Origin of the sequence: Peribacillus sp. NPDC097675 (assembly GCF_050277655.1) — a bacterium.
Taxonomy (GTDB): domain Bacteria; phylum Bacillota; class Bacilli; order Bacillales; family DSM-1321; genus Peribacillus.
On sequence record NZ_JBNNSK010000010.1, the window covers coordinates 185,789 to 210,514 of the forward strand.

A 24,726-nucleotide genomic window follows, 5' to 3' on the forward strand; every position below is an offset into this window, starting at 1 on the left:
AAAAGAAGGATTATGAGGAGACAACCAGAATGAGAAAGAGATATCGGGAGCCAAAGCACCCTTTGATACAAATTTTGATGGAGTATGGTCTGGTGTTGGTAGGTTCAGCCATCATTGCGCTTGGATTTAATGTGTTTCTACTACCAAACCAGGTCGCTTCAGGCGGTGTCAGCGGAATCAGTACGATTCTGGATGCGACGTTAGGATGGGAACCGGCATATGTTCAGTGGGCATTTAATATTCCTTTATTTATTGCCGGGCTTATTGTGCTTGGAAGGAATTTTGGCGCCAAAACGTTTATCGGAACATTGTTTCTGCCTTTTGTCGTTTACCTGACAAAGGATTGGGAAGCATGGACCAACGATGCGTTACTTGGATCGCTATGCGGAGGTATCATGGTCGGTCTTGGATTAGGCATTGTATTTCGCGGGAAGGCATCCACTGGGGGAACCGATCTAGCGGCTCAAATTATACATAAGTATACCCATTTGTCCTTGGGGACGTGTGTTGCGGTCATGGATGGATTAATCGTGCTAAGTGCAGCCATTGTCTTCGATATTGAAAAAGGGCTTTATGCCTTGATTGGTTTATACGTGACCAGCAAGACAATTGACCTTGTCCAAGTTGGGTTGAACCGTTCCAAGATGGCATTAATTATCACGAATAATGAACCCGAGGTTAGGGATGCTATTATACATGAGCTGGACCGAGGTGTAACCCGGATTTCCGGACATGGCGGCTATACGGATGATTCCCGTCCGATTTTAATGTGTGTCATCGATCAGTCGGAATTCACCAAATTGAAACAATTGGTCAAACTCGTTGACCCCAAAGCATTCGTGATTGTCATGGTGGCATCAGAAGTACTCGGTGAGGGTTTTAAACTCGATTGAAATTGGTATAATATTTCTGTACTGGTAGACTTAAGAAAGGGGGCTTGTTCAATGAAAAAGAAATGGCTAGCTTTACTATTAGGTACGTCTCTTGCCCTTACAGCTTGCGGGAGCAATGACGATGATAACGCAGGTAAAGAGCCGGCAGAGAATAAGGAAACGACCACTGCTGGTGCAGGCGATGCGGCAAAGATTTATGAAAACAAATGTTCAAGCTGTCATGCGGTGAATCTTGAAGGCGGCGTAGGGCCGAATTTAACGGAAGTTGGTTCGCGTTTGTCGAAAGATGAAATCGAACATGTTATCTTGAATGGCCAAGGTGGAATGCCAAAAGAACTCATCGTTGGCGATGAAGCGTCTAAAGTTGCAGATTGGCTTTCAGAACACAAGTGAAAAAACCACTGAAACGTCCATCTTAAGGCTGGGCGTTTCAACCATACTCCTCCTAATATCCTCAGTTATCTCCATAAAATCCCTTGTTCCTGGATAGAAAGTCTAGATACAACTCAATGAAATGAAACTGTAATATTTTTATTCTTAATTTGACAAACTTTGATGTTATAATGTTCCTGTGCTCAAAACGAAATGATTCCTGTCAATATTTAAAAAATGCTGTCGAAAAACATGCTTTTAATAGATAAGTTAACAAGCAAATTAGGTGGTTTTAGAATGATAGAGATGATAGATGTCAAAAAGACCTATTCTAATGGCGTCATAGCCATTAATGGGTTAAATGTAAAAATACAACCAGGCGAGTTTGTTTATGTAGTGGGTCCCAGTGGTGCCGGCAAATCGACCTTCATCAAAATGATGTATCGGGAAGAAAAGCCGACAAGTGGAAATATCTTGGTTAATGGTGTCAGCCTACCAAAAATCCGCAATTCGAAAGTTCCTCTATTTCGCCGTAATATCGGGATGGTCTTCCAGGATTTTAAACTCCTTCAAACTTTCACAGTCTATGAAAATGTTGCCTTTGCAATGGAAGTCATCGAAAAAGAACCTGAAGTCATTAAAAAGAGAGTCATGGAAGTTCTCGATCTAGTGGGAATTAAGCATAAAGCTAGAATGCGTCCTGCAGAGTTATCAGGTGGAGAACAACAAAGGGTTGCGATTGCCCGTTCAATCGTCAATGATCCCAAAGTGGTCATTGCCGATGAACCTACAGGGAATCTGGATCCTGAAACATCATGGGAAATCATGAGCATATTTGAAGAAATAAACAAGCGCGGAACGACACTTATCATGGCTACACACAATAAAGATATTGTTAATAACTTTAAACGTCGTGTCATTGCCATTGAAGGTGGAAAAATCGTTCGCGATGAACATAGAGGTGAATACGGATATGAAATTTAGAACACTCGTCCGTCACTTCCGTGAAAGCTTTAAAAACATTGGACGTAATGGATGGATGACGTTTGCATCAGTAAGTGCTGTAACAGTCACTCTAACATTGGTTGGCGTTTTTTTAGTGATTATGATGAATTTGAATCATATCGCGGGTAATGTCGAAAACGATGTCGAAATTCGTGCGCATATTGATAATGCAGCGAGTAAAGAAGATATACAAGCAATCAGCAAGCAGATAACGAGTATAGGTGGAATTGATAGTGTTGTCTTCTCCCCTAAGGATGAAGAGCTCACCAATTTAATTGATGATCTAGGTGATAATGGAGATGCTTTTAAACCATTTGAACAAGACAACCCTTTACGGGATGTCTATATCATTAAAACGAAAACACCACAAGATGTGATCAAGGTAGCTAAGGAAATTGAAGACATCAATTATATTCAAAGCGTTAAATATGGACAAGGCTATGTTGAAAACCTATTCAGTTTTGTCGAAATTGCTAGGAATATAGGGATTGTACTTATCGTAGGCTTGCTTTTCACAGCCATGTTCCTCATTTCAAATACTATTAAAATTACAATTGTAGCTAGGAAAAAAGAAATTGAGATCATGAGATTGGTAGGAGCAACAAACAACTTCATTCGTTGGCCTTTCTTCTTAGAGGGTCTCTGGTTAGGAATCCTTGGTTCTGTTGTACCAATCGTTCTGATTTCTGTACTCTACTACAATCTGTTCAATTATATATCACCACAAATCACGTTTAAATTCGTTGACTTTTTACCGGCAAGCCCATTCATTTACCAAGTGTCGGCGATTCTTATCATCATGGGTGCCATAATCGGAATCTGGGGAAGCTTAATGTCCGTCAGAAAATTCCTAAAAGCATAAACGTACAAACTGACAATTCTTTTACACTCGAAATAGAAGATGTTTATTCAAAATAGAGAGACGTTACAAAGCACGAGTTGTGACGGGATTGAAAGGGGAAATAGAACGTTGAAAAAAAATATTATCGCGATGAACGCGACGATCATGATTGGTTTGGGGAGCATTTTAGCTGCTCCTTCAGCTTATGCTGAATCCATTTCGGACTTAGAACAAAAGAAGGCTTCTATTCAGGAGAAACGTTCGGGCGTTGAAGCGGACATTTCCACTACTTCAGAAAAAATCAATAAGCTGCAGAATAAACAACTTTCGGCAGAGGAACAAATCGCTGCCATCGAAGCGGAAATTGCTGCGTCTACAAAGAAAATCGACGCGAAAAATGCTGAAATTACTCAAACAAAAGAGGATATTGAAGGATTGAAAGCAGAGATTAAAGTATTGCAAGATCGTATCGCTAAGCGTAACGATGTTCTGAAGGAACGTGCTCTTTCCTTCCAGGAGTCCGGCGGGGATTTGAATTATGTTGAAGTATTGTTCGGTTCTTCTAGTTTCAGCGATTTAATTGACCGTGTAGGTGCTGTGGCAGCCATTGCCGAAGCCGATCGCGAGATTTTAAAACAGCATGAACTGGATAAAAAAGAGCTTGAAGAAAAGCGTAAATCCGTTGAAAAGAAGCTTGCTAGTTTAGAAGTGGCTAAAGCGGAATTGTTACAAATCCAAAAACAGCAAAAACAGCAGAAGCAACAAAAAGCTGCGTTAGTTAAGAAATTAAAGAAACAGACTAAAAAAGAAGAAGATAGCAAAATGGGCTTAGAGGAAGAAAAAGCGAACCTTGCTGCTCAAGAAAAAGCGATCAAGTCAGCTATCAACTTAGAGAAAAACCGTTTGGCTGAGTTAGAAGCAGCTCGTAAAAAAGCAGCAGCTGAAGCAAAACAACGTGCAGCACAAGAAGCAGCAGCACAAGCGGCTCAGGCAGCACAAGCGAAAAAACAGCAGTCGTCGTCCAATTCTAACTCTAGTTCAAGTCACAGTTCTTCATCAGCAACGTCATCATCACAAGCTCCGGCTAGTGTAAGCTCAGCACCAGCTGTATCATCGGGGACATTTACTAGACCAAGTTCAGGTTATGTATCTTCGACAATGGGTGAACGTTGGAATAAAAAACATGCTGGCGTTGATATTGCCGCTGGTGGGACGGTACCTGTTGTAGCGGCAGCAGACGGAATCGTAAGCCGTTCATATTTATCATCTTCATACGGTAATGTCGTTTTTGTTACTCATAATATTAATGGCCAAACGTGGACAACGGTTTATGCACATTTAAGCTCTAGACAAGCTAGCAATGGTGCAGTCGTTGCCAAAGGTCAACAAATTGGTATCATGGGTAATACTGGACATTCCTTTGGACAGCATTTACACTTTGAGCTTCACAAAGGCGAATGGAATTACGCCAAGTCAAATGCAGTCAATCCATTAAACTACATACCTAATTAATACCCAATAGATGAACAGTAAAACAGACTAGAATCATATTCTAGTCTGTTTTTTTGCTATGTTCAAAAGCATATTTATCCGGGGTGGCTCATATAGTGAAATACATATCGAGGTAGAAAAGGGGATAAATATGGTCAAAAAATGGGTAGTTCCTCTAGCAATCATTATGTCATTAGTAATTGGGGCGGCAGGGGGCATATATTGGACAAGCTCCCAGGGTAAGAGCGGGACGAAACCGGAAAAACAAGCGGTCATAGAAGATGAGCAATGGGCAAAAGTCGAACAAGCTTATGGATTAATCGTGAATCAGTATGTCGAACAGGTGGATGGCTCAAAGTTAATAGAAGGCGCCATTCAAGGTATGCTGGCAACATTGAAGGACCCATACTCGGTCTATATGGACAAGGAGACTGCTAAGCAATTCAATGAAACCCTGGATTCAACTTTTGAGGGAATCGGTACGGAAATCGGGATGGAGGACGGAAAGGTCATCATTGTCTCTCCCTACAAGGATTCCCCAGCTGAGAAGGCTGGATTGAAGCCAAAGGATCAAATCCTTAAGGTGAATGGTGAAAGCGTCGAAGGGTTGGATTTGTATGAGACACGATTAAAGATACGGGGGAAAAAGGGTTCTGCCGTCAAGATGGAAATAAAGCGTGCTGGTGTTTCTAATCCAATCAAATTCAATATGGTACGTGCAGAAATTCCCTTGGACACGGTTTTTTCTTCGACCAAGGAAGTGGCTGGAGAAGATATCGGTTACATTGAGTTAACAACCTTCTCGGAAAATACCGCAGCCGATTTTAAAAAGCAGCTGAAAGAACTTGAAAAGAAAGGGATTGAAGGGCTTGTGATTGATGTGCGAGGCAATCCAGGGGGGCTCCTTTCAAGTGTGGAAACGATTCTAGGAGAGTTCATTACAAAAGACAAGCCATATTTGAAAATTGCCGAAAGAACGGGCGAGACGCAATCCTTTTTTACCGATTTAAAGAAGAAGAAGGACTATCCAATTGCCGTCTTGACGGATAAAGGCAGTGCCTCTGCTTCAGAAATCCTTGCCGGTGCCATGGAGGAGGCTGGGAAATACCCTCTGATCGGCGAGAAGACATTCGGCAAAGGGACAGTGCAACAGGCAGTCCCGATGGGAGACGGCAGCAATATTAAGCTTACGCTGTACAAGTGGTTGACACCGTCTGGCAACTGGATTCATAAAAAGGGGATTGAGCCGACTATAGAAGTGAAGCAACCGGTCTACTTTAATGCACATCAGCTAACGATTGAAAAGGTATTGAAGCGGGATATGACGGATGATCAAATTCAATATGCACAAACGATCCTAAAAGGAATTGGCTTCGAAACGGGGCGTGATGATGGCTATTATGATTGGAATACCGAAATCGCGGTTAAGGCCTTCCAAAAGCAGTATGGGATGAAAGCAACCGGTACATTGGACGCTAAAACCGCTGCACGCCTAGAAACTGTTATCCTTGAGAAGATTCAAGATGAAGAGAATGATATTCAGCTACGCACGGCATTGAATTACTTAGTCAAATAGGAACAAAAGGCATCGTTCACTGGAGCGTTGCCTTTTCCTTTGCAGAAATGGAGAGCCATCCTTCCCTGTCATTAGAACTAATAGAGTTTTTTCTGTATCTTAATAGGCAGGAAGCTGACATATTTGATAGAATGGAAGTAACTGACCAGAACGAATTATACATATTTTTATTACATTTTAGGGATGGTGGAGAGAAATTGACAACGGATTGGCTTCTTGCATGCTTAATAGGATTGGGAAAACTCTTTCTTCATCCATTGCTTTACGTTTCTATTGCTTATTGCTTATTTATCGGCTATCTACGGGTCAAGCGGGAACGCCATGATTTCAATACCAAGATTTACAGAAAAACGATGGAGCTACGCGCTCTGCTTTTACAGGGAATTATCACCGGATTGATTCTTTCAATCATTGCGTTAGTATCAGGCCTTGCCATACCGATGGCCGCGATGGTCATCATGACGGCAGTTACGCTTCTTGCCATTTTGACGATGAAGCGCAGACTGATATCACCGGCATATACGATGGGCGTCACTTTCTTTATCCTTTTCTTTTTAAATGGGAAGGATGTACAACTGCCATTTTTCCAGGACGCTTTTGACCAGCTGAACCAATCAGTATATCCTACACTGGTGATATTGATCGGACTTTTATTGATTGCGGAAGGCTTTCTCATCGCGAAAAAGGGCAGTGAAAAGGCATCGCCACAGCTAGAGGTTTCCAAGCGGGGGCAACCGATCGGCACATACGTCTCGCAGCGTGTTTGGCTGATTCCGATGTTCGTACTGATTCCTGGAGGCGAACTGCCTGTTCCATTTGAATGGTACCCAATCTTTTCGATCGGAGGAGTGTACCTATCTCCAATCGTTCTGCCATTTTTAATTGGCTTTAGGCAGAAGGTGCATGGATCGCTTCCTGAACAAGCCATAAAGGCCCAAGGTAAGCAGGTAGGGGCTTTGGGAGTTTTCATTACAGTGTTGGCGGTCATCAGTTATTGGTATCCAATATTGGGGATCATAACAGCCGTTCTAGCGATTCTTGGTCGTGAATTCATCCATTATACGCAAAAGAATTCGGATGAAAATCAGCCGTTTTATTTTTCAAAAAGTAAGCTTGGTGTGCAGGTTCTTGGCGTGATCCCTGAATCCCCGGCAGACAAAATGGGGTTGGTGAAGGGTGATGTCATCTCAAAAATTAATGGTGTAGTCGTAAGGGAAGAAGAAGAGTTGTACCGGGCACTGCAAAAGAACCGGGCCTATTGCAAACTCGAGGTCATCGGTAACAATGAGCAAATGCGTTTTGTGCAACGAGCCTTATTCGAAGGGGAACATTACGAATTGGGCATCCTCTTTGTGGACGACCAATTGAAAGAGAGCGGTCAAGCAGGATAGGACACAGGAGTATTATAAAGTAAAAGAAACCACTTAGATGAATAGGTCTAGGTGGTTTCTTTTATGGATAAACGATATGACTTCGTACGGATGATTTACAAAAATTAACCCCCAAATTGGCAGGTGGATCTGCTTTTTTGGGGGTTCTGAATTTTTTTAGGCTTCCTTGGCAGCTTCAATATCAATGGAAAGTGTGATTTGATCTCCAATCAGCACCCCACCTGTTTCCAAGGCTGCATTATAGGTTAAGCCATAGTCACTGCGTTTCACTTTTCCTTTACCACTAAAGCCTGCTTTTTCCGCGCCCCACGGATCTTTGCCTTGGCCCTCGAATGTGATGTCGAAAGTTTCTTGTTTTGTTACGCCATTAAGTGTGACGTCACCTGTTATGGCATACGTGTCTTCATTCGTTTTTTGGATATTCGTAGCTTTAAACGTTAAGGTTGGGTTCTTTTCAACATCAAAGAAGTCAGCAGAACGCAGGTGGTTATCACGGTCCGTATTGCGTGTGTCGATGCTGGCCAAATCTACGGTAAAATCAATTTCAGCTGTAGTTAGATCTGCAGGATCAGCAGAAATGTTGGCGTCAAACTTGTTGAAACTTCCTTTCACTTTTGCAATCATCATATGCTTAACAGAAAATTCAATAGCACTGTGTGTAGGGTCGACGGTCCATTTTGTTTTGGTCATTTTTCATTCCTCCTACTAAATCTTGAAAGTATATATCTTTAATTTGAGATAATTTAACATAATGTAATTATATGAGCTTGTGGTTTGAGAGTCAATGATTTTCTTCTATATTTTGGAAAATAAAAAACCCTGTGCTGATTATGAACAGGCACAGGGTTTTAAAATGAAAGCTCTTAGTTAGCTCGTTCTTTTTCTTTGTGAATCGGTGCTTTACTTGGCCAGAAAGCATGGCGACCAAGCAGAGCGGTAATCGCTGGCACTAGGAATGGACGAACGATGAATGTGTCCATCAATACACCGAGTGCGGTAATAAGCCCGAATTGGACAAGTACTTGAATCGGCAATGTAGCTAGGACAGAGAACGTAGCTGCCAAGATGATACCGGCTGAAGTGATGACGCCACTTGTTTCGGTGACCCCTTCTCTTATGGCCTGTTTGATTGGCATCGTCTTCTTCTTGCGCCATATGCTAGATACCATAAAGATGTTGTAGTCTTCGCCTAGAGCGACAAGGAATACAAATGAATACAACGGAATCGTACCTTCAATGGCATCCACACCCATGAAGTGGTGAAGGATGATCCAGCCTAAGCCCATAGCGGCAAAGAAGGAAAGGATAACCGTTCCCATTAAATAAGCCATGGCTGTTACGGAACGAAGGTAGGCTAACAGTAGCAATGAAATCAAGACAATGATGATTGGGAAGACTAAGAACTCATCTGCCTTGACCGTTTCACGTTTATCGTGTTGCTCGGCTGTCTGGCCACCAATCCACACTTTTTCATCAACGGATGAGATGTTCGCATCTTTCAATTCTTTTTCAACAGTGCTGCGTATATCTGTAATGGAGTCGATTGCTTTCGTATCATATGGGTTGATGTTGAATTTAACTTCATAGGATTGTAAATCCTTATTGGTCTCACTCCTTACAGGTTCAGAGACACTTCCAATCAGTCTCATATCCTTCAAGGAATCCGTTAAATCAATATCTTTGCCGTCTGTATCAACGACGACTGTAGCCGGTGCGAGTTCACCAGGTGAGTAGGCATCGGAAATGACGGTATACCCTTCACGCGAGTTAATGTCTTCTGGGAACGAAGATAAAATATCATAGGAGTATTTTATCTGTGATGAATACCCAGCCAAAAGGCCGAAAAGAATCAGGCAAGTAAGGATGACGGTCCATGGCTTGGTTGTAACGGTATTCCCAATCCATTTTCCAATGCGTCCGCCTTCTTTGTGTTTCTTGACAGGCTTGCCTTTTTTCTTTGCACGTGCTTCTTCCATTTCCGGTGTCCGTGGAACGATTGGGAAGAAAGAGGCACGGCCGAAAACGGAAAGTAGGGCAGGTACGAGAGTCAAGGCAGCAATCATCATGATTAATATAGATAAGCTAAAAGGTACAGCGAAACGATGATAAGAACCATATTGAGCAACAAGCAATGTTAATAGCGAAACGACGATCGTCAGACCGCTCATCGCAATGGCGCCTGAAGAATCTTTAAACGCAGCCATCATGGCTTTTCTCTTGCTTTCGTTTCTTCTCAATTCACTTCTGTAGTGGGAAATCAAGAATAAACAATAATCGGTTCCTGCTCCGAATAGCAGTACGGTCATAATCGAAATGGCTTGCGCATCGACCGTAATCCAGCCATGATCTGCCATGAATCCAAGGATTGGACTTGTGACAAGGTAAGCGAAACCGACTCCGATTAATGGAATGATGGCTAAAAGTGGCGAGCGGTAAATCAGTAATAAGACGACAAGGACGAGTATTACGGTCGCCAGAAGTAATTGAATGTCGGCACCCGCAAATAATCCAGTCGCATCAACCGAAATCCCGACAGGACCAGTTACACGAAGAGATAAATCTTCAGAGTCAATTTTAACTTTTGAAGGATCAGTACCGACCCGTTCGGTTACCAATTTATTGATGCTTTCAATATTTTTCTCTAAGACAGCTGTCTCAGCAGTTTCCTCAAAGAAAAGGGGCTGTACGAAAGTCGTACCATCTTCAGAAACAGAGCCCTTTAGTGCAGGCAGTGGAGCATTATGAAGAGGAGGTAAGAAGGATTGCTGTTTTAAGGGACTCTCTGTAAGCTCCTTGGAAAGGTTTTGAATCTCTGCTAAATCAGCATCAGTCAGTCCGCCCTCCCGATGCCATGTAAGCAAGGCAGGGATCCCTGAAGAATTAGGGAATTCTTTTTTTATCAGTTTATCAGCTACTACGGAATCAGAGTCTGCAGGTAAATCAGTAGGGACATTTTCCGTTTTATCATTCACTGCCGGTAACATGAAGGTCAGTAGTACTGTCGCAATAACCCAGATGGCGATGACTACCCAGCGGCTGACTTTTCCAGTCATTATTTTACCTAGTTTTCCTAATATATCCAATGAAGGCACCTCACTTTTTAATTTTTTATTATAATCCCACTCTCAATTATAAAGGGGAACGATTCATATATGCAAAATTGGGTATGCAAATTTTTCGACTTTGGGTGAAAAAAGGCTTCGGAGGAGAAATTCCATCCGAAGCCTTTTGCCACTTTAAAATAAGTTGAAATATTTTTTCAATCCATTAAAGATTCCTGTAACAGCAGTATCTTGATAAGCGCTTGTGGCGATAAGCTTTTCTTCTTCTAGATTGGAGATGAACCCTAATTCTAGTAAAATAGCAGCTTGTTTATTATCCCGGATGACCTGGAAGTTACCCGTTTTTGTGCCACGGTCTCTCAATTTTGTTTCTTTGATGATTTCTGCTTGTACCGTTTGCGCCAGCTCTTTTTCATTAACATTCGATGCTAAATAAAATGTTTCAATGCCGTTGGCTGTGCTAGGACCAGCATTATAATGAATGCTGATAAAAACATCGGGTTTGTTAGCTTGGCTGATTTCCACTCGCTTACTTAAAGAGGGGTACGTATCGCCGGTTCGCGTCATGACGACTTTTGCCCCCGCCGCTTCTAATTTTGCTTTCAGCTTATTAGCGGTAGACAGAGTTAAATCTTTTTCCCGATTATATTTCCCGGATGCCCCCGGGTCAGTCCCTCCATGACCCGGATCAAGGACGAATACCTTGCCTTTAAAGCCATCACTTGGTTTGGTCGTCGACAGATACGTGAGAGAGGCCCAGCCTTCTAAACCAGATTCGGTTTTGACTTTTCCCCATTCTCCTTGTTTTTCGGATACTAGTACACTAGCACTTCTATCAATGGCCCCAAGTATTTTGTACGTAGCCGAAGGGCCATTACGAATGTTCAAACTATCTGAAATGACATAGTATGTGGTTGGTTCGACTTTGATGGGTTCTTCTTTTTTTGGTGTCTCTTCTTTAGGTGGTGTGATTGCTACTGGTTTCGTTTCTTTTGGCTTGGTCTTAGATAAATAGGTAAGGGAAGCCCAACCTGTTTTTCCAGAAGCCGTTTTAATTCTTCCCCATTTGTCTTTTTCTTCATAGAGTGTGACAGCCTCCCCCTTTTTTAAGGTGGTGACTTTTTCCGCATTGGAGTTACCTGATTTCCTGACATACAACTCGCCAGCGGTTACATAATAGGTCGTTCCTTTGTCGGCTACCGTTGTTGCTGCAGGTTTTTTCTTTGATAAATAGGATAATGAAGCCCATCCGTTAATGCCGGAAGCTGTTTTCACGTATGCCCAGTCACCAGATTTCTTCATATAGGTAACGGCCTCGTCCTTTTTGATAGTCGCCAGTTTTTCTGATGTAGTATTGGCAGATTTGCGGACATATAATGAACTGGCTGTCACATAATACATGGTGGTTGTAACGACTGCTGGTTTAGCTGTAGCAGTCGGCTTGGAACTTGATATGTACGTTTTGGATACCCAACCGGTTTTCTTTTTGGAAGATACATAGACTTGTAGCCAATTGCCCTTAGTCGATTTTATTTCGACAACTGTTCCTTTAGACAAAGTGGCCAGCGAGTTGCTGCTTGTATTATTTAATTTTCTCAATATTAATGAGGAAGCTGTAACATATCCTAACTCGTCTAAATACGTGCTAGAAACCCAACCAGTCAATTTACCATATTTGATTTTCGACCATCCAGACTGTTGGGAGGAGACGGTGACTTCCTTACCTTTATTAATTAATCCTAGAGATTTTGCTGTTGTTTTAGGCTTTTCTCTTATATGGAGGGAACTAGCTGTAACTTTGGCTGTCTTTGAAGCAGCCTGTACTTGATCGGTGGCGTGAGGAAAAGGGAAAATCGTCAAAAAAACCAAAGTTGCTACAAATAAAGTGATTATTCTTTTTTTCATAAAGCTCGCTCCTTTAAATGGTTATAGCTCATCCAGAGGTTGGGTGGAATAATATCATATGAATGTACAATTATTGTGGAGATGTCGTAAAAATGAGTGTTCTCCATGATTTTTATCGGTAGCAAATGGGTAATATGAAGAGAATTTACTAATAATAGTACAATATACTCACGTTAATTAGTAGTGGTTTTATGGCATTTTTTGTAGGTAATTAGAACTCAATTTACACATTTTGATAAAATAGGGAAGTTTAGAGGTAAAACTGAATGATATTGTCCTCATATCAACAAAGAACCATTCACTGTAGGCGGGCAGAAAGAAGCCGAGCAAACGGTGTAAGAGCATACTCCTTTTGTGGAAGGCAAATTGGTTAGTAAAATGATAGATCTCCAAGGCAACGTGAAACAAGCAGGGGAGACATGCGGCGAGTTCTAGGATTTACGCATACAAGCATTGCTGATCCTTATTCATAGGTTTAAACAAAGTGAATTCTCTTCCATAAAGGTGGGTGCTTTTGAAAGTGAAAAGAAATCGCCTTGCAGGAATAGATTGGCAAAAAACTATGTAATCATTTAAACTGTAACTACTCTATTTTTCTCTTATAAAGGAGATGAAAAAATGATCAAATTTCTATCAGCCCTTCTATTTCCAGGTCTTCTTGTCATGCTATTTTCAAGAGTCACCTATAACTATATTGTAGGTCTAATTTTAACCGTTGCATTGATTGCTGCTTCGGCATATAAAGGTTATACACACACGAACTTATTGATTATCGTTGACGCACTATCACTGACGGTGGGTCTTTGGTTATCAAAAAGAATGATGAAACGAACAGCCAAGAGCGCCTAATTTATAAAGGTGCTTTTTTGTTTAAATTTCTATAGAAAAGTGTTCATATAGCTTGCTAGGTTATTAAAACATAAAAGCAGAATGTTTGTTCGCTTTTTGGTGGTTTGTTTTGAGGATATTGTGGTAGAATGTGTATATATAGTTCTTTAAACGGAATAAATAGAAGGAATAAAACTTATCCCTTTTTTATATAAAACTAATTCATTAGGAGGCTATGCTTGGTGAAGGAAACGTTTGAGTTAGTCTCAAAATATACTCCTCAGGGAGATCAGCCAGCGGCAATTGAAGAGCTTGTAACTGGCCTAAAAGAAGGAAAGAAAATGCAGACATTACTTGGAGCAACGGGAACGGGGAAAACATTCACGGTCTCCAATGTCATCCAACAAATCAATAAACCAACTCTTGTCATTGCCCATAATAAAACACTGGCAGGGCAACTTTACAGTGAGTTCAAAGAGTTTTTCCCTAATAACGCTGTTGAGTACTTTGTCAGCTATTACGATTACTATCAACCAGAAGCCTATGTGCCTTCCACCGATACGTTCATTGAGAAAGATGCCAGTATCAATGATGAAATCGATAAATTGCGTCACTCGGCAACATCTTCTTTGTTTGAGCGGAAAGATGTGATCATCATTGCCAGTGTATCCTGCATTTATGGGTTAGGTTCCCCGGAAGAATACCGGGAGATGGTTGTATCACTGCGTACAGGTATGGAAATCGAACGGAATGCATTGCTGCACAAACTTGTTGATATTCAATATGAGAGAAATGATATTGCGTTTCAACGTGGAACGTTCAGGGTTCGTGGCGACGTAGTTGAAATCTTCCCGGCCTCTAGGGATGAACACTGTGTACGGGTCGAGTTTTTCGGAGATGAAATCGACCGGATTCGTGAAGTGGATGCCCTGACTGGTGAGATTACTGGTGAACGGGAACATATCGCCATTTTTCCAGCTTCCCATTTCGTGACACGTGAAGAGAAAATGAGGGTAGCCATTCAAAATATCGAAGAAGAACTCGAAGAACGATTGGCAGAACTTCGGGAGGATGAAAAGCTCCTTGAAGCACAGCGCTTGGAACAAAGGACACGTTACGATTTAGAAATGATGCGGGAGATGGGTTTCTGTTCGGGCATCGAGAACTATTCCCGTCATTTGACACTACGCCCCGCAGGAGCGACACCTTATACCTTAATTGACTACTTCCCGGAAGACTTCCTATTAGTCGTTGATGAATCACACGTATCGCTTTCGCAAATCCGTGGCATGTTCAATGGGGATCAGGCACGTAAGCAGGTTCTGGTGGACCATGGATTCCGCCTGCCTTCTGCCAAGGATAACCGGCCACTAAGATTCGATGAATTCGAGAAGAAGGTTCATCAATCGATTTTCGTTTCGGCAACTCCTGGCCCATATGAACTGGAACATACACCGGAAATGGTCGAGCAGATTATTCGACCTACAGGATTGCTTGACCCTACGATTGAAGTACGACCGATTGAAGGGCAGATTGATGATCTTATAGGTGAAATCCAGGAACGGGTTAAGAAGGATGAGCGCGTTTTAATTACAACGTTGACGAAAAAAATGTCCGAAGATTTAACGGATTACCTGAAGGATATTGGTATTAAGGTTCAATATCTCCATTCGGAGGTAAAAACACTAGAAAGAATCGAAATCATCCGGGAATTGAGGATGGGTAAATATGATGTGCTTGTCGGTATCAACCTTCTACGGGAAGGTTTAGACATTCCCGAGGTGTCCCTGGTGACGATTCTCGATGCGGATAAAGAAGGGTTCCTCCGCTCGGAGCGTTCCCTCATTCAAACGATGGGGCGTGCTGCTCGGAATGCTAACGGGCACGTTATCATGTATGCCGATCGCATCACGAATTCGATGGAACTGGCCATAAGTGAAACGACCCGTCGTCGGGAAATACAGGAAAGCTTCAACAAAAAGCATGGAATTACACCCCAAACGATTCAAAAAGATATCAGAGACGCCATCCGCGCTACGCAAGTTGCTGAAGAAGGAGAGGCGTATAAGGAAGATCCTGCTATAAAATTGTCTAAGCTTCCGAAAAAAGAGCGTGAAAAAGTAATAAAGAGCATGGAGAAAGAAATGAAGGAAGCAGCAAAGGCATTAGACTTCGAACGGGCTGCCGAGCTGCGTGATTTAGTACTAGAGTTAAAAGCGGAAGGGTGACGAAACATGGCAATGGATAAAATTGTGATTAAGGGAGCCAGGACTAACAATCTAAAGAATGTCGACGTCACGATACCTAGAGATAAACTTGTGGTACTGACGGGATTATCTGGTTCTGGGAAGTCGTCCTTGGCTTTTGATACGATATATGCGGAAGGGCAAAGACGGTATGTGGAATCCCTTTCGGCTTATGCCCGCCAATTTTTAGGACAAGTGGACAAACCGGATGTCGACATGATCGAGGGGTTATCTCCGGCGATTTCAATCGATCAGAAAACAACGAGTAAAAACCCCCGTTCGACTGTTGGGACCGTAACCGAAATTTATGATTATTTAAGGTTGTTATATGCAAGGGTTGGAAGGCCAACCTGTCCAATCCATCATATCGAGATTAGTTCCCAAACGATTGAACAAATGGTGGATCGTATACTGGACTATCCGGAACGGACAAAGCTTCAAGTATTGGCACCGCTCGTTTCGGGAAGAAAAGGTACACATGTAAAAGTGCTGGAAGAAGTGAAAAAACAAGGGTATGTGCGCATTCGCGTGGATGGGGAGATGTTTGACCTCAGTGACGATATCACTCTTGAAAAGAATAAAAAGCATTCGATAGAAGTCATCATCGACCGGATTGTCATTAAAGAGGGAATTCGGGCAAGACTTGCAGACTCCCTGGAAAGTGCTTTGAAACTTGGAGATGGCAAGGTCATTATCGATGTGATGGGTGAAGAAGAACTGCTCTTCAGTGAGGACCATGCTTGCCCACTCTGTGGATTTTCCATCGGTGAGCTGGAGCCAAGGATGTTCTCCTTCAATAGTCCATTCGGTGCTTGCCCCGATTGTGATGGTTTAGGTGCAAGGCTTGAAGTGGACCGTGATTTGATCATCCCGAATAAAGATTTAAGTCTTCGTCAGCATGCCATCGCTCCTTGGGAACCGACGAGCTCTCAATATTACCCACAGCTCCTTGAAGCTGTAGCGAATCATTATGACATCGATATGGATGTACCGGTCAAAGACCTTCCGGAAGAGAAGATGGAGAAAATCTTATTGGGCTCTGGTAAGGATAAAATCTATTTCCGCTATAAAAACGATTTTGGAAGAGTGCAGGAAGGGCATATCCCGTTCGAAGGGGTTTTACGAAATGTCGAACGGCGCTTTAAGGAAACGAACTCCGATTATATTCGAGAGCAAATGCAGAAATACATGTCGGAGAACCCTTGCCCTACATGCAAGGGACAACGTTTGAAAAAAGAAAGTCTTTCCGTACTCATTCAAGGTGCTAATATAAGCGAAACAACGGCATTATCTGTAGAAGAGTCCTTATTATTTTTCGATAAGCTGGATTTGACGGAAAAAGAAGCCGCGATTGCGAAGTTGATTTTACGGGAGATTAGGGAACGCCTTGGTTTCCTTGATAACGTAGGATTGGATTATTTGACGTTGAGCCGAGCAGCAGGAACATTATCAGGTGGTGAAGCACAACGTATTCGGCTTGCCACCCAGATTGGTTCCCGCCTGACGGGCGTGCTGTATATTTTGGATGAGCCATCCATCGGTTTACATCAGCGCGATAACGACCGATTGATCGAAACGTTAAAAAACATGAGAGAAATCGGAAACACGCTCATAGTGGTTGAACATGATGAAGATACAATGCTTGCGGCCGATTACCTAATTGATGTCGGACCAGGAGCGGGTGCTCATGGTGGAGAAATCGTGGCTGCCGGTACCCCTGAAGAGGTCATGAACAATACGGAATCATTAACTGGCCAATACTTATCAGGGAAGAAATTCATCCCGCTTCCGTTAGAACGCCGGAAAAATGACGGTCGAGTCATTGAAGTAAAAGGGGCTAAGCAAAACAACCTGAAAAACGTCAATGTTAAATTCCCGCTTGGAGTATTCATCGCCGTCACGGGGGTTTCAGGCTCTGGTAAAAGTACATTAGTGAATGAAATCCTTCATAAATCTCTTGCGCAAAAGCTTAATCGTGCCAAGGCTAGACCTGGCGAATACCGCGAGATTAAAGGGATTGAGCATTTAGATAAAGTCATTGATATTGATCAATCGCCTATTGGAAGAACGCCACGTTCTAACCCAGCTACCTATACAGGCGTATTCGATGATATTCGAGACGTTTTTGCTTCAACGAATGAAGCGAAAATCCGTGGATATAAAAAAGGACGGTTCAGCTTTAATGTGAAAGGTGGTCGCTGTGAAGCATGCCGTGGTGACGGAATCATTAAAATTGAAATGCATTTCCTTCCTGATGTATATGTCCCATGTGAAGTCTGCCATGGAAAGCGGTATAACCGAGAAACGCTTGAAGTGAAATATAAAGGGAAAACGATTTCTGATATTCTGGATATGACGGTCGAGGAAGGTGTCAGTTTCTTCGAAAATATACCGAAAATCAAACGGAAAATCCAAACGTTATTTGATGTGGGCCTTGGATATATCAAGCTTGGCCAACCGGCTACGACCCTTTCAGGCGGTGAGGCGCAAAGGGTAAAACTTGCTTCTGAATTGCATCGTCGTTCAACTGGACGTTCATTTTATATCTTGGATGAACCGACTACCGGGCTTCACGTTCATGATATAGCCAGGTTGCTTGAAGTCTTGCAACGGCTCGTGGACAATGGGGATACCGTTCTCGTTATCGAGCATAACCTCGATGTCATCAAGGCTTCTGACCATATCATTGACTTGGGTCCTGAAGGTGGAGATAAAGGTGGGACGATTGTAACGTACGGAACACCTGAGAAAATCTGTGAAGTCACAGAATCGTATACAGGAAAATACTTAAAGCCTGTGTTGACTCGGGATCAAAACCGGATGGAGAAATGGATAGAAGAAAAAGAACATGAACATGTTTAAAGCAAGCCAATCGGCTTGCTTTTTGTAGAAATATGGAAGGTTTCTTTTAATCAATCATTTGATTAGTAGCAAGAGAAGTCCGTTATTTCCGGGGAAATGTAACCATTCCCCTTTTCAAAAATTGTCGCCATACAGTGTCGAGAAATGGAATTGGAATATTTATGAAACTTTTTACCTGACTAGGCGTATGTATGTGTAAGTACACTAAGAAAGTGGGGATGGTTAATGATGCAAGCAGAAAAACATAGAATCTTAGAAATGGTCCAAGATGGAAAGCTGACAGCGGAAGAAGCATTGAATCTTTTAAACGATTTAGAAAAAGCTAGCATGGAAAGCGATGCAAAAGAGCAAAAATTGCAAAATGAACTATCCACCGTAGTGGTCCATCAGACAAGCGAAGAAAATGCCCAGGATTCATTTAAGAAGAATGTACAATCCTCTAAGGAAAAAATTCTAGGTTTCGTAGAAAGTGCATATAAAAAAATCAAAGAAACGGATTTGGATTTTAATTTTGGAAAATCGATTGAGGTTAGCCACATTTTTCAACATGATTATGAGATCCTGGACGAAATCGATATTGATGTCGCAAATGGAAAAGTGAAAATCGCTACCTGGGATCAGCAGGAAGTTCGAGTGGAATGTCAGGCCAAAGTCTATCGAGTGGAAGATATAGATAAAGCGAGGGAAACCTTTTTAGAAGAAGTTCACTTTGGAATCGAAGCCGGGAAGATGAAGTTCAAGGTCCGTGAAAAGACGATGAAGGTTGATACGGTGCTTTATATTCCCCGCAAGGAGTATGAGGACATTCAGGTTAGGTTGTTTAACGGTGCGATAACAACAGAATCCCTGACAGTAGAAAAACTTAAGGCAAAAACGGCAAACGGTGTGATTCAAATTCTGCATGGGAAAGGTGAAACATGTGAACTTGAAACGGGTAACGGGACGATTACCATTTCCGATACGGATTATGATGAACTAGAAGCTGAAACGTTAAACGGCGCAATCAATGCGGAAGGAAACTTCAAGAAGATGGATGTTCAGTCTTTTAACGGGGAAATTGTCTGCAAGAATGTGTCGCAGGATTGCGAAGCCATTCATGCCAAATCGATTACCGGGAAAGTCCAACTTGTCTTGCCTCCAGGAAAGGCAATCGAAGGTGAGTTGAAGTCTAATTTGGGAAGCTTTAACGTAAGTTTAGAAGGCATGACCATCGTCGAAGAAAAAAGTGATGTGGTCCAAAAGGTGCTTAAATTTAAAACGACTAAACTGGAAGACCCGGTACTACACGTATTTGCCGATACGAAAACGGCGGCAATTACGGTTTCTTAAGGTAAATAGAAAGTGGAAGCCCGCCAGTTAGACTGACGGGCTTTATTTATGGTTATGTGGTAATGAAGGCTTGGTAACCATCTTTGGCCAATTTATTGACAAGGGCTTCGGCATTTTTCTTTTCCGAGAAAGCTCCCATTTGTACTTTATAGAGTGTGGAGGAGGGCAGCTCCTTTTGAAGCTTATAATGGGCGAGTATGCTTTTGGCAATGGACTCCCCGCATATTTTCCGATAGGTTTTCGTCTTTAATAGTGCGGCTTCATCTTGATTGGTCATAAAGCCACACTCGATTAATATGGCCGTACATTTTGTTTCGCGTAAAACTTGAAAATTGGCGTCTTCACCCCTCTATTTTTTAACCGTGTGGCTTTCACAAGGTTTTCTTGGACCTTTTCAGCGAGGGAAAGAGCATCACTTGGTTTAGAGACATAAACGTATGTTTCGATTCCATGTGCCTCATGCCAATTACCAGTACCGGCGGTGTTTGCATGGATGGATACATATAGGTCAGCTCCAAGGGCATGGGCTTTATGGACTCGTTCACTAAGAGGAACGTCCCTGCCGTCTTCATGGACGAAATGGACGGTGAGGGCATCCGTCCTTTCTAAGTATTGTCTAGTGAAGGCAGCCGTTTCCCGATTGAAATCATATTCCTTCATGCCATCAGGCGATTGTTTGCCGGGGGTTTTATAACCATGGCCGGCATCAATGACGATTTTCATGGATCTTCCCTTCCTTTCGAAAAATACTTTATTATTATAATCAAGTGAGAGAGGAAGAAAGTAGCTTATTGATTGGAAAAAAGAATTAATTGAATACGCGTTGTTTGGTTATTTACAGAATAATGCTAAAATGAAAAAGTATCTCTAAAAATAAGCATCGCTCCAAAAAGGAGGAAAGATATATGGCAAAAGTACGTACTAAGGATGTAGTCGAAGCATTCGACCTTGAACTTATCAGTGGTGAGGAAGGCATTAACCGGCCAATCGTTACGAGTGATTTATCTCGACCGGGGTTAGAAATAGCCGGATTTTTTGATTATTATCCAGCAGATCGTGTACAACTTCTGGGTATGACGGAAATGTCCTTTTTTAACCGTCTGAATGAGGCAGACCGTATCCAGCGAATGGAAGAACTTTGTAGAGACTATACACCGGGGATCATCGTTACCCGTGGTCAGGAAGTGCCTATCGAGTTAATTGAAGCATCTGAGCGAGAGTCGGTTCCTGTGATGAGGTCTTCCATGAAAACAACAAGGCTATTTAGCCGTCTGACTAACTTTCTCGAAAGCAAATTAGCGCCCACTACAGCAATTCATGGTGTGTTGGTGGATATATATGGGTTGGGCGTGCTGATTACTGGAAAAAGCGGGGTCGGTAAAAGCGAGACAGCACTTGAACTCGTTAAACGTGGACATCGCCTTGTCGCTGATGATTGTGTCGAAATCCGCCAGGAAGATCAGGATACGCTTGTCGGGAATGCCCCGGATTTAATCGAGCACCTGCTTGAAATAAGGGGCCTCGGCATCATCAATGTCATGACATTATTCGGGGCCGGTGCGGTTCGGAGTAACAAGAAAATTTCCATCGTTATCAATCTTGAACTTTGGGAAAAGAATAAGCAATATGACCGAGTCGGCCTGGATGAAGAGACAATGAAAATCATTGATACAGAGGTTACGAAAATCACCGTTCCAGTTCGCCCGGGACGAAACTTAGCTGTCATCATTGAAGTGGCGGCCATGAATTATCGATTAAAACGCATGGGTGTAAACGCTGCGGAACAGTTTTCGGATCGTCTGAATAATGCTATTGCCGATTCGGACAATGATGAATTTTAAGTAAAGTTATAGGAAAAGAGGAGACAAAATGGAGCAAGGAATACAACCATTAAACCCGATTGCAATAGAAATCGGGTCCATCCAGATCCATTGGTATGGGCTGATTATCGGCTTCGGCGTATTATTGGGTCTTATCATTGCCTTAAGGGAATCAGAACGCCGGGGACTTGATAAGGAAATATTTACGGATTTGATTCTGTTTGCAGTGCCAATCGCAATCATCTGTGCACGTATTTATTATGTCATCTTCCAATGGGATTATTATTCACAAAATCCTGGGGATATCATTAAGATATGGAATGGTGGAATTGCCATCCACGGAGCGTTAATCGGTTCCGTATTGACGGCCATTATCTTTGCCAGAATAAAGAATGTTTCATTTTGGAAGCTAGTGGATATTGCTGCGCCAAGTTTGTTATTAGGTCAGGCCATTGGCCGTTGGGGTAATTTCATGAATCAGGAAGCGCACGGTGGGGAAGTAACGAGAGCCTTCTTGGAAAACTTACATCTTCCTGAGTTCATTGTTAATCAAATGTACATAAATGGCACGTATTATCATCCAACTTTTTTATACGAATCGGTATGGAACATTGTCGGCGTGATTATTCTTCTGTTATTACGTAAAGTGAACATGCGCAGGGGGGAGCTATTCTTAACCTACGTTCTATGGTATTCCATCGGTCGATTTTTCGTGGAACGGCTACGGACAGATAGCTTGATGCTGACGGAATCCCTTCGGATGGCCCAAGTGATATCCATAGTTTTAGTGATTGTGGCTGTCGCTTTGATCCTTTATAGGAGATTTAGTGGTCAGGCTGATAAACGATATTTAGATGCATAGAGAATATGTGTAAAAGGAGAGGGTGTAGTGATAGTAGATTCCGTTAAAAAGGGGCTTCTTTCTGGTTTAAATACAACTTGGACATTGGGGAAAGTGATTTTTCCGGTTACATTAATTGTGACGGTACTTCAATATACACCCGTATTACCTTGGATGATTAACCTGATAGCCCCCCTGATGAATCTAATTGGCCTTCCAGGGGATGCAGCGATTCCGCTTGTCCTAGGAAACTTCTTGAACTTGTATGCAGCGATTGCAGGAATCTTGACGCTGGATCTCACTGTAAAAGAAGTCTTTATCATTGCCATGATGTTATCCTTTTCACATAATTTATTTATCGAATCAGGGGTAGCCATGAAGACAGGCGTGAAGCTTTGGGTCATTTTGACCGTCCGAGTCGGTCTTGCCTTATTGTCTGCTGTCCTCATCAATCTCGTTTGGCAGGGTGGAGCGGAAACGGCACATGGTTTTGCTGTCCCGGAGACAGTCGAGATTACCGGGACGGGTGCGATTCTTTTACATGGGGTCATCCAGGCTCTATACGGAATTGGACAGCTGGCGCTCATCGTGATACCCCTTATGGTTGTTGTTCAGATTATGAAAGACTTGAAATGGCTGGAGGTCTTCTCCAAGTCTCTTGCTCCTTTTATGAAAATACTGGGGATGAAGCCCAATACGTCGATGCCATTTGTAGCAGGGCTTACACTCGGCCTTGCCTATGGTGCAGGTGTGATGATTCAGGCCGCTAAAGAAGACAATGTGTCGAAGAAGGATATGACCCTCGCGTTCATTTTCTTAGTAGCTTGCCATGCCGTGATCGAAGATACATTAATCTTTATACCACTGGGGATTCCAGTTTTACCGTTATTACTGATTAGGCTAGTCACAGCCATTGGCTTGACGATGATAGTCTCTTATATTTGGAATCGATATGACAGTGTACAGAGGAAGGATGCCGCATATGAACAGTAAAATAACTACACTATTATTTGACCTGGATGGGACGTTGATCAATACGAATGAATTGATAATCGGTTCCTTTACCGAAACATTGAACCATTATTGTCCGGGACAATTCAAGCGGGAGGATATCATTCCATTCATTGGTCCGACATTGGTTGATACGTTTACTTCAATCGACCCGGACCGTGCGGATGACATGATCGCCCGCTATCGAGAACATAATTGGAAAAATCATGATACACTCGTTACCCAGTTTGATGGGGTATTCGAAACGGTTCAAACGTTGAAACGAAGCGGTTATAAACTGGCGGTCGTGACGACGAAAAAACGTGATATTGTCGAAAAGGGTTTGCGTTTATGCAAACTTGATCAGTTCTTTGATGTCGTTGTCACTCTAGATGAAGTGAAACATGCGAAACCGGATCCAGAGCCGTTGCTAAAAGCATTAAAGCAACTCCATTCGGTTCCTGAGGAGGCAATCATGATCGGTGATAGCCATCATGATATACTTGGCGGGAAAAATACCGGCACCAAAACGGCCGGTGTCGCATGGTCCATTAAGGGTCGTGAGTTCTTGGAGGGCTTTCATCCGGATTATATGCTTGATAACATGTCCGATTTATTGGATATCATAGAGGTTGAAGAGCTTGAAGAGGTTAAGAAATGAGACGGACGACCCGCTTTCCAGTAGATGGGGCCAATTCACTTTGGCATGTGTATAAAACCGTTCCTTTCTGGAAAGTCGTAAAGAATTTTATTGTGATTCAGCTAGCAAGATATACACCGTTTTTAGGCATGAAAAATTGGCTGTACCGGACCTTTTTGCAGATGAAAGTGGGGAAGCATACCTCATTCGCCTTGATGGTCATGCCGGATGTCATGTTTCCGGAAAAGATCTCGGTGGGGCGGAATACCGTAATTGGCTATAATACGACGATACTCGCTCATGAATATTTGATTAATGAATATCGCTTGGGGGAAGTCGTCATTGGAGATGAAGTGCTGATCGGAGCCAATTCAACAATTCTTCCGGGACTTACCATCGGTGATGGGGCGATTGTTTCAGCGGGGACGCTGGTCCATAAGGATGTTCCTGAGGGCGCTTTTGTCGGCGGGAATCCGATGCAGGTAATCTATACGAAAGAAGAAATGCTGCTGCGTGAACAGCAAACTTCTTTATAAGAAAAAGGGGCTGTCCCAAAAGTCAGGAAAATGACTTTTGAGGGCAGCCCTTTTTCTATTGAAAAAAGCATACAAAAAAACCGTCTTTTCTTGTAAAA

20 protein-coding genes and 1 pseudogene are annotated in these 24,726 nt (G+C 42.5%); 16 read left to right on the plus strand and 5 right to left on the minus strand.

The genetic code is table 11. The features are described 5' to 3' along the window. The first annotated feature begins 29 nt into the window (after positions 1-29). The 7 genes from ACQKL5_RS16020 to ACQKL5_RS16050 all read left to right on the plus strand — a co-directional run bounded on the left by ACQKL5_RS16020 (position 30) and on the right by ACQKL5_RS16050 (position 7,569). Positions 30-893: a YitT family protein gene (locus ACQKL5_RS16020; RefSeq protein WP_427609878.1), complete on the plus strand. Its 864-nt coding sequence runs from the start codon at positions 30-32 to the stop codon at positions 891-893. Positions 894-944: 51 nt separating this feature from the next. After that, complete coding sequence (gene cccB, locus ACQKL5_RS16025; RefSeq protein WP_427609879.1) at positions 945-1,286, plus strand: cytochrome c551; 342 nt, start codon at positions 945-947, stop codon at positions 1,284-1,286. Positions 1,287-1,562: 276 nt separating this feature from the next. After that, positions 1,563-2,249 (plus strand): cell division ATP-binding protein FtsE, encoded by a 687-nt coding sequence (ftsE, locus tag ACQKL5_RS16030; RefSeq protein WP_402870638.1) that lies wholly within the window; start codon positions 1,563-1,565, stop codon positions 2,247-2,249. Continuing rightward, positions 2,239-3,132, plus strand: a complete 894-nt coding sequence (ftsX, locus tag ACQKL5_RS16035) for a permease-like cell division protein FtsX (protein ID WP_427609880.1) — start codon at positions 2,239-2,241, stop codon at positions 3,130-3,132. Before ftsE ends, ftsX begins: the two co-directional genes overlap by 11 nt. Positions 3,133-3,240: 108 nt before the next feature. Continuing rightward, the gene (locus tag ACQKL5_RS16040; RefSeq protein WP_427609881.1) at positions 3,241-4,623 is read left to right on the plus strand and encodes a murein hydrolase activator EnvC family protein; all 1,383 of its coding nucleotides are present in this window, start codon (positions 3,241-3,243) and stop codon (positions 4,621-4,623) included. Positions 4,624-4,753: 130 nt separating this feature from the next. Further along, positions 4,754-6,178 (plus strand): S41 family peptidase, encoded by a 1,425-nt coding sequence (locus ACQKL5_RS16045; protein WP_427609882.1) that lies wholly within the window; start codon positions 4,754-4,756, stop codon positions 6,176-6,178. A 197-nt stretch (positions 6,179-6,375) separates the two neighbouring features. Continuing rightward, a complete protein-coding gene (locus ACQKL5_RS16050) occupies positions 6,376-7,569 on the plus strand; it encodes a PDZ domain-containing protein (RefSeq protein WP_427609883.1) in 1,194 nt (397 codons plus the stop codon). Positions 7,570-7,725: 156 nt separating this feature from the next. Here ACQKL5_RS16050 and ACQKL5_RS16055 read toward each other — a convergent pair whose 3' ends face one another. The 3 genes from ACQKL5_RS16055 to ACQKL5_RS16065 all read right to left on the minus strand — a co-directional run bounded on the left by ACQKL5_RS16055 (position 7,726) and on the right by ACQKL5_RS16065 (position 12,536). Continuing rightward, positions 7,726-8,259 (minus strand): YceI family protein, encoded by a 534-nt coding sequence (locus tag ACQKL5_RS16055; protein WP_427609884.1) that lies wholly within the window; start codon positions 8,257-8,259, stop codon positions 7,726-7,728. 173 nt (positions 8,260-8,432) lie between these two features. After that, the gene (locus ACQKL5_RS16060; protein WP_427609902.1) at positions 8,433-10,622 is read right to left on the minus strand and encodes an MMPL family transporter; all 2,190 of its coding nucleotides are present in this window, start codon (positions 10,620-10,622) and stop codon (positions 8,433-8,435) included. Positions 10,623-10,805: 183 nt separating this feature from the next. After that, complete coding sequence (locus ACQKL5_RS16065) at positions 10,806-12,536, minus strand: SH3 domain-containing protein (RefSeq protein ID WP_427609885.1); 1,731 nt, start codon at positions 12,534-12,536, stop codon at positions 10,806-10,808. Between the two features lie 618 nt (positions 12,537-13,154). Here ACQKL5_RS16065 and ACQKL5_RS16070 point away from each other — a divergent pair. The 4 genes from ACQKL5_RS16070 to ACQKL5_RS16085 all read left to right on the plus strand — a co-directional run bounded on the left by ACQKL5_RS16070 (position 13,155) and on the right by ACQKL5_RS16085 (position 19,801). Continuing rightward, positions 13,155-13,385: a CsbA family protein gene (locus ACQKL5_RS16070; RefSeq protein ID WP_427609886.1), complete on the plus strand. Its 231-nt coding sequence runs from the start codon at positions 13,155-13,157 to the stop codon at positions 13,383-13,385. Positions 13,386-13,606: 221 nt separating this feature from the next. After that, the gene (gene uvrB, locus ACQKL5_RS16075; protein ID WP_427609887.1) at positions 13,607-15,592 is read left to right on the plus strand and encodes an excinuclease ABC subunit UvrB; all 1,986 of its coding nucleotides are present in this window, start codon (positions 13,607-13,609) and stop codon (positions 15,590-15,592) included. Positions 15,593-15,598: 6 nt separating this feature from the next. Further along, on the plus strand, positions 15,599-18,472 hold the full coding sequence (gene uvrA, locus ACQKL5_RS16080; protein ID WP_427609888.1) for an excinuclease ABC subunit UvrA: 2,874 nt from the start codon (positions 15,599-15,601) through the stop codon (positions 18,470-18,472). A gap of 228 nt (positions 18,473-18,700) precedes the next feature. After that, positions 18,701-19,801, plus strand: a complete 1,101-nt coding sequence (locus ACQKL5_RS16085; RefSeq protein WP_427609889.1) for a DUF4097 family beta strand repeat-containing protein — start codon at positions 18,701-18,703, stop codon at positions 19,799-19,801. 52 nt (positions 19,802-19,853) lie between these two features. On the opposite strand, the gene ACQKL5_RS16090 is transcribed toward ACQKL5_RS16085, so the two are convergent. Beyond that, positions 19,854-20,078, minus strand: coding sequence for an SPOR domain-containing protein (locus ACQKL5_RS16090; protein ID WP_427609903.1), 225 nt, complete (start codon positions 20,076-20,078; stop codon positions 19,854-19,856). After that, positions 20,055-20,524, minus strand: a pseudogene (locus ACQKL5_RS16095) (N-acetylmuramoyl-L-alanine amidase); the annotation flags it as partial. The gene ACQKL5_RS16090 and the pseudogene ACQKL5_RS16095, both read right to left, overlap by 24 nt. A 182-nt stretch (positions 20,525-20,706) precedes the next feature. Between ACQKL5_RS16095 and hprK the strand changes: the two are divergent. Genes hprK through ACQKL5_RS16120 form a run of 5 tightly spaced genes read left to right on the plus strand, consistent with a single transcriptional unit; the run spans position 20,707 to position 24,628 of the window. Then, positions 20,707-21,642 (plus strand): HPr(Ser) kinase/phosphatase, encoded by a 936-nt coding sequence (gene hprK / locus ACQKL5_RS16100; protein WP_427609890.1) that lies wholly within the window; start codon positions 20,707-20,709, stop codon positions 21,640-21,642. Positions 21,643-21,670: 28 nt separating this feature from the next. After that, positions 21,671-22,483 carry a prolipoprotein diacylglyceryl transferase gene (gene lgt, locus ACQKL5_RS16105; protein WP_427609891.1) on the plus strand — a complete coding sequence of 271 codons (813 nt, stop codon included), beginning with the start codon at positions 21,671-21,673 and terminating at the stop codon, positions 22,481-22,483. Between the two features lie 27 nt (positions 22,484-22,510). Continuing rightward, positions 22,511-23,455: a nucleoside recognition domain-containing protein gene (locus ACQKL5_RS16110; RefSeq protein ID WP_427609892.1), complete on the plus strand. Its 945-nt coding sequence runs from the start codon at positions 22,511-22,513 to the stop codon at positions 23,453-23,455. Beyond that, positions 23,445-24,113: a pyrophosphatase PpaX gene (gene ppaX, locus ACQKL5_RS16115; RefSeq protein WP_427609893.1), complete on the plus strand. Its 669-nt coding sequence runs from the start codon at positions 23,445-23,447 to the stop codon at positions 24,111-24,113. The genes ACQKL5_RS16110 and ppaX overlap by 11 nt, the downstream gene beginning before the upstream one ends. Further along, positions 24,110-24,628: an acyltransferase gene (locus ACQKL5_RS16120; RefSeq protein ID WP_427609894.1), complete on the plus strand. Its 519-nt coding sequence runs from the start codon at positions 24,110-24,112 to the stop codon at positions 24,626-24,628. Before ppaX ends, ACQKL5_RS16120 begins: the two co-directional genes overlap by 4 nt. Positions 24,629-24,726 lie beyond the last annotated feature (98 nt).